Source organism: Paeniglutamicibacter sp. NPDC091659, from assembly GCF_044756805.1.
Lineage (GTDB): Bacteria > Actinomycetota > Actinomycetes > Actinomycetales > Micrococcaceae > Paeniglutamicibacter.
Genome location: NZ_JBIVTO010000020.1, coordinates 21,868 through 28,176 on the forward strand (window position 1 = coordinate 21,868; position 6,309 = coordinate 28,176).

Below are 6,309 nucleotides of genomic sequence, written 5' to 3' on the forward strand. Positions count from 1 at the left end.
AACGTTTAACCTACGTATCTTCGTGATGTCAACCACAAATTATCGTCGTCTGACGTGGCCGGATTCAGAAGGAACCCACATTGCACCTCCAACGCTTTTCCACTACCACCACGGACCCGCAAGAGCGCGGTCGGCAGATCGGCGCTCGGTGGAGCGAGCAGATACGCAACACCAGCGAGCTGTATGTCGGTTTCTTCGTCGCCATGGGTCTTGATCACGACTGGATTCGCACGAAGGCCGAACACAGCCACGACGCGTTGCGCATCTGGAGACCCGCTTTGGCCGAGGAGCTGGATGCTTGCTCCCTGGGGGCCGGCGTCCCGGCGTGGCATCTCCAAGCGGTCAACGCCCGCACGGAGATCCTGGCCGCGGCTGCAAGTGCAGGCGGGGCCGAATGTTCCACCGTGATCTACAGTCCCTCGGGTGCGAACGCGCCGCAAACAATCCAAACCTGGGACTGGCACGAGGAACTTGTCCCCGAAGGCTTGCTGCTGGAGTTAATCCCGGCGCCGGGCAGGACCGTCAAGCTTTTCACCGAATTCGGTGCACTGGGCAAGATCGGGGTGAATAGCCACGGCATCGGACTTCACTTCAACATTCTTTCCCACGTATCGGATGACGCATCCGGGGGCGTGCCGGTACATGCAATTGCCCGCGCGATTCTGGACGAGGCAAGCACACTCGAAGATGCCGTCGCAATCGCTGCCTCGGCGCGGGTCAGTGCCTCGACCGCCCTCACCGTCGTGAGCAGCAACGGCTATGCCCCGGGCTCCGTCAGTATCGAGTTGTCACCTGCGGGAACACGTGTTGTCCCCATGGATGGCAATGGCTGGCTCATTCGAACCAACCATTTCCTCGATCCCGGCCTCGGCGTCGGCGACACCATCCCTTCCAACTCCGCCACCCGCGAACGATTCGCCCATTTGGAGTCGGCACGAACGGACATGGCTGGACGGGAAGCAAATGAGATGGCAAGCGCCATGTGCGGCAATGAAGGCCCCGAGGCGGTGGTGTGTTTCCACCCGGACTACAACTTGCCCGCCATCGACCAATGGAAAACCCTGCTCACGATACGACTCGACACCATCGCATGTGACCTTGAAGTCGCAGCGACCAATCCCTACGAAGCATCCCTGACAGGTTTCACCCGGTTCTAGGGTGTCAAGCGCGTCAAGACGATTCATCGTATTCCCCAAACCCGAAAGGCAAAAGCATGCACGAAACAGCAACATCCGAACCCCAGCGGCGGCAAGCACAACCACTCAGCGCCAAGAGAGCCTTCTTCATCTCCGGCTTCGGCACGGCACTCGAATACTACGATTTCTCCATTTACGGCTTCGCCGCTGCGCTTGTTTTCCCCGCAGTATTCTTCCCCGAGCTGGACCCGATGGTTGGTACGCTGGTCGCCTTCGCGGCGTTCGGGACCGGTTTCGTTGCCCGTCCACTCGGGGGAATTGTCCTGGGTCACTTTGGTGACAAGATCGGACGCAAACCAATCCTGGTCCTCACCCTCGTTGTGATGGGGCTGAGCACCTTCCTGATTGGTTGTCTTCCCGGCCACAGCACCATCGGGATAGCCGCACCGCTGTTGTTGGTCGCACTCCGATTGCTTCAAGGGTTTGCGGCGGGAGGCGAATGGGGAGGCGCTTCCCTCATCGGAATCGAAGCCGCCCCCGAGGGCCGCCGCGGCCTCTGGGGAAGCTTCACAAGCATGGGCATCGGTCTGGGTACGCTGTTGGGAGCCGCCGTATTCGCTCTCATCAGCGCACTGGCCGGTGGACAAATGGTCGAATTCGCTTGGCGAATCCCCTTCTGGATTGGCGGAATCCTGGTCTTGGTTGGCCTTGTTGCCAGGCTTCGCATGCCGAAGGAGGAAATCGTTTCCGCCGACAAGGCACCGCGGGTTCCATTGTTTGCTGCCATCAAGTCACGACCGAAGGAGATGTTCCTTTCGATCGGGGTGAGCTTTGGATACAACACAGTCGCCTATATCGTCTCCGTTTTCTTCCTTTCCTACGTCGCCAAGAATGGCTACCAAAGCACCGAAGCACTGGTCTTCCAGGTTGCCAGTTCCGCTGCGCTCATTGTCAGCGCACTGTTTTGCGGCCATCTCTCCGACAAGCTCGGCAGGAAGAGGGTCATGGTCTCGGGCGCCGGGCTCCTCGTGGTCTTCTTCTTCGTGTTCTTCCCGCTGGTTCAGCTACACGTGCTGGGTCTGACGCTGCTCACCTTCATCGTCGTTGGGTTCATTACCGGAGCAGCCCAAGGCCCCATCCCGACGTTCCTCGGCGAGCAGTTTCCCGCATCGACCAGATACTCCGCGATTTCCGCGACTTACCAAATCGGTGCCGCAATCGGCGGCGGAACCGCCTCGATGGTAGCAACGGCCATACTCATCGCCACCCACGGAAATCCACTGGGGGTTTCCATCTATGCCGCGGCCGCGGCAACGATACTGGGCCTTTGCGCGCTGGGACTCCGGGAAACCTCGAGACTCACCGCCGCAGAAATCAATGGCAAGATCTCCAGCGACAACAACGCCACGATCTCCGTTAACTAAGCGTTGAACGTGCCTTCATACGCGCTGCCAACCACAAGGTAGCGGGAGGTTGGGTTTCTGGCCCGCTGACCTGAATGACATGCGACTTTGTTGAGAGGTAAAAAGTAGGCCTCCAGTTGGAGTGGCGCTCATTTCGAGTCCGCTTCCACAAGCGAGGCCTACTTTTTCGCCTGACGCCCTGCCACGCTTGGCTGCCGTCGCGCAGGGCGTTCCGCAGTGCGGGAGATGGCTGGTGTCTCTTGCCGGCGGATGGGCTTGGAGTCGCCGTCGCCCGCCTCGCATCCCGGGGTCTGCCGTCCGTGCCTGTTAAGTCGCGGGGCGCAGCAGGGGAATCAGCGCATCAATGACGCTCGGGTCCTCGATGGTGGAGGGAACCGCGTAGGCCTTGCCGTCGGCGATCTGGCGCATGGTCTTGCGCAGGATCTTGCCCGAGCGGGTCTTGGGCAAGGCGTCCACGATGCGCACTTCCCGGAAGTCTGCGACGGGGCCGATGTCATGGCGGACCATGGCCACAAGTTCGGCACCGAGTTGTTCCTCGCCGATGTCGGCACCGCTCTTGAGCACCACGTACCCGCTGGGACGCTGGCCCTTGAGTTCGTCCGCCACCCCGATGACCGCGCATTCTGCAACGGCGGGATGTGCGCCAAGCACCTGTTCCATGGCTCCCGTGGAGAGCCTGTGTCCCGAAACGTTGATGACGTCGTCGGTGCGACCCATGACAAAGAGGTAGCCGTCGGCATCAAGGTATCCGGAGTCCCCGGTGGTGTAGTAGCCGGGGAACGCCCGGAGGTAGGTGTCGATGAACCGCTGGTCGTTGCCCCAGAGAGTGCCAAGGGTTCCCGGCGGCAGCGGCAGGTTGATGACGATGTTCCCTTCCACCCCCACCGGGAGTGCCTCGCCGAAGCTGTCCAGGATTTCCACCTGGTAGCCGGGCACCGGGACCGTGGGAGACCCCGCCTTGCGTTCCAAGAGCTCCAGGCCCATCGGGTTGGCGGCGATCGGCCACCCGGTTTCGGTCTGCCACCAGTTGTCGAGCACCGGGACGCCGAGCTTCCCGCAGGCCCACTGGTAGGTGTCGGGGTCAAGGCGTTCACCGGCGACAAAGAGTGCCTTGAGGCTTTCGATGTTGTGGTCGGCCAGCAGCGCGGCGTCGGGGTCGGCCTTGCGGATGGCCCGCAGCGCCGTGGGTGCCGTAAACAGCACGTCGACCTTGTGGTCGTCGATGAGCCGCCAGAACGAGCCGGCATCGGGGGTTCCTACGGGCTTGCCCTCGTAGAGCACTGTGGTGGCGCCGGCGATCAGCGGCCCGTACACGATGTACGAGTGGCCGACGACCCAGCCGACGTCGGATGCGGTGAGCATGGTGTCCCCCGGCCCGACTCCGTAGATGTTGCGCATCGACCAGTCCATGGCCACCGCGTAGCCGCCGCTGTCACGGACCACTCCCTTGGGCGCTCCCGTGGTGCCGGAGGTGTAGAGGATGTAGAGCGGGTGCGTGGACGCGACGGGCACGGGGCCGACAGCCTGCGCGGCCGCGGCCAGCTCCTCCCAGTCGTGCCAGGCGGTGTTGCCGCCGGCGTACTCCGAGAGCTGGTGGGCAAAGCCGTCGCGGTGGGCCACGATCACGGTCGGCACGTGGTGGGCGGACTGTTCCATGGCCTCGGCAATGGCCGGCAGGTATTCGATGCGCCGGGTCGGCTCGATGCCTCCCGTCGCCGTCACGATCGCCTTGGGCGTGGCGTCGTCGATGCGCGCGGCGAGTTCCTTGGGGGCAAACCCGCCGAAGACCACCGAGTGCACCGCACCGATGCGTGCACAGGCGAGCATGGCGATGTGAGCCTGCGGGATCATGGGCAGGTAGATGAGCACGCGGTCCCCCTGCCCCACCCCCTGCGAACGCAGCACGCCAGCGAACGTTGCGACCTGCTCGAGAAGCTCGGAGTAGCTGAAGCGCCGCTGGATGCCCAGGACCGCGGAATCGTAGACCAGGGCGGTGGCCTCCCCGTTCCCGGCGAGCACGTGGCGGTCCAGTGCGTTGAAGGACACGTTGAGCATGCCGTCGGGGTACCACGCGTAGAGCGGGGCCCGGGAGCCGTCGATGGCGTGCGTGGGTGCCTTGTCCCAGGCCAGGGTTGCGGCCGCGTCGAGCCAAAAACGCTCCGGATCACGGCTGGATGCGGCATAGGTTTCGGCGTACGTCGCTGACATGGGAACCCCTTCGTTCTGCATTCGTGCAATGAAGTCTTGCTGCGTCGAGCATATGACCCGTACCACGGGATTTCAACTGCGATGTATACATTTCACGTAAAAATGGCATCAAATTTCCCGAAAAGCGCGACAATGCGCAATTTCTGTATACACTGATTCCATGAGGGCAAGCGATAAGGCCTACGAGGCACTGCGAACGGACATCGTCGAATGGCGACTGCGTCCCGGCGCCGTTCTCGGCGAGGTAGAACAAGCCGAACGTCTGGGAGTCTCCCGCACACCGCTGCGCGAGGCCCTGGCCCGACTCACCGCCGACGGGCTGGCCGCGCAACAGCGCGGCCGCGGCGTGGTGGTCTCCGACGTCTCGCACGAACACGTGGACGACCTGTTTGCGCTGCGCCGGGCCTTGGAGGTCGAGTCCGCACGCATTGCCGCGCGGAAGGCCGATCCCCAGACCTTCCGGTCGCTGCGCGAGCGCTTCATCGAGGCCGGCCGCTCGAACGACGCAGACTCCCGCGAGGCCTACTACCAGCTGGCCGGCGAGTTGGACCGAAGCATCGACGAGGCAGTCAACAACCCCTACATCGAGCAGTCGCTCCGTTCGCTGCGCGTGCACCTGGCCCGCGTGCGCAGGCTGGCCCAGGACGACCCCGTACGGCTCGCGACCTCGGCCATGGAACATGCGGCCATCGCCGAGGCCATCGCCGCCCAAAACCCCGAGGTAGCCGCCGCCGCAACGCAGCTGCACCTGCACCACAGCCTTGAACACATCAAAACCCATGCCGGACCCCGAGAGGACACCCCATGATCAACCACCCCGTACGCGTGTACCGCAGTGATGAAAACCTCGCCCGCGAGGACCAGCTCGCCCACAAGATCGCGACGGTCGCAGCCGATCCGGTAGAGGTCACCGCCGAGGTCACCGAGATGATCATCAACCGCATCATCGACAACGCATCCGTTGCCGTTGCCTCGCTGAACCGCGGCCCGATCATCGCGGCCCGCGCCCAGGCACTGACCCACGCGCCGTCCACCGGCGGGGCGGGCGCCTCGGTCTTCGGGATTCCCCAGAAGGTCTCCCCCGAGTGGGCGGCCTGGGCCAACGGCGTGGCCGTGCGAGAGCTCGACTACCACGACACCTTCCTCTCGGCCGAGTACTCCCACCCGGGCGACAACATCCCGCCGATCCTGGCGGTCGCGCAGCACACCGGCGCCAGCGGCAAGGATTTGATCCGCGGCATCGCCACCGGCTATGAGATCCAGGTCGACCTGGTCAAGTCCATCTGCCTGCACAAGCACAAGATCGACCACGTGGCGCACCTGGGCCCGTCGGCCGCCGCCGGCATCGGCACCCTGCTGGGCCTGGACGTGGAAACCATCTTCCAGGCCGTCGGCCAGGGCCTGCACACCACCACGGCCACCCGCCAGTCGCGCAAGGGCGAGATTTCCACCTGGAAGGCCCACGCACCGGCGTTCGCCGGCAAGATGGCCGTCGAGGCAGCCGACCGCGCCATGCGCGGCCAGACCTCGCCGGTGCCGAT

5 protein-coding genes are annotated in these 6,309 nt (G+C 63.8%); 4 read left to right on the top strand and 1 reads right to left on the bottom strand.

Annotation, left to right across the window (positions count from 1 at the left end):
- Nucleotides 1–80 precede the first annotated feature (80 nt).
- Together ACIQLF_RS21485 and ACIQLF_RS21490 are read left to right on the top strand one after the other, a co-directional pair.
- Nucleotides 81–1,157, top strand: a complete 1,077-nt coding sequence (locus ACIQLF_RS21485; RefSeq protein ID WP_400303175.1) for a C45 family autoproteolytic acyltransferase/hydolase — start codon at nt 81–83, stop codon at nt 1,155–1,157.
- 56 nt (nt 1,158–1,213) lie between these two features.
- Nucleotides 1,214–2,560: an MFS transporter gene (locus ACIQLF_RS21490; protein WP_400303178.1), complete on the top strand. Its 1,347-nt coding sequence runs from the start codon at nt 1,214–1,216 to the stop codon at nt 2,558–2,560.
- Between the two features lie 306 nt (nt 2,561–2,866).
- Here ACIQLF_RS21490 and ACIQLF_RS21495 read toward each other — a convergent pair whose 3' ends face one another.
- Complete coding sequence (locus ACIQLF_RS21495; RefSeq protein WP_400303181.1) at nt 2,867–4,768, bottom strand: AMP-binding protein; 1,902 nt, start codon at nt 4,766–4,768, stop codon at nt 2,867–2,869.
- 160 nt (nt 4,769–4,928) lie between these two features.
- Here ACIQLF_RS21495 and ACIQLF_RS21500 point away from each other — a divergent pair, with 160 nt between their 5' ends.
- Entirely contained in the window at nt 4,929–5,576 is a 648-nt protein-coding gene (locus ACIQLF_RS21500) for a GntR family transcriptional regulator (protein WP_400303184.1), read from the top strand.
- Nucleotides 5,573–6,309 (top strand): MmgE/PrpD family protein (locus ACIQLF_RS21505; protein ID WP_400303186.1); only part of this gene is annotated, 737 nt, incomplete at its 3' end. The genes ACIQLF_RS21500 and ACIQLF_RS21505, both read left to right, overlap by 4 nt.

Coding starts and splice junctions, on each gene's coding strand:
- ACIQLF_RS21490 (WP_400303178.1), top strand. CDS start 1,214: ATGCACGAAACAGCAACATCCGAACCCCAGCGGCGGCAAGCACAACCA.
- ACIQLF_RS21495 (WP_400303181.1), bottom strand. CDS start 4,768: ATGTCAGCGACGTACGCCGAAACCTATGCCGCATCCAGCCGTGATCCG.
- ACIQLF_RS21500 (WP_400303184.1), top strand. CDS start 4,929: ATGAGGGCAAGCGATAAGGCCTACGAGGCACTGCGAACGGACATCGTC.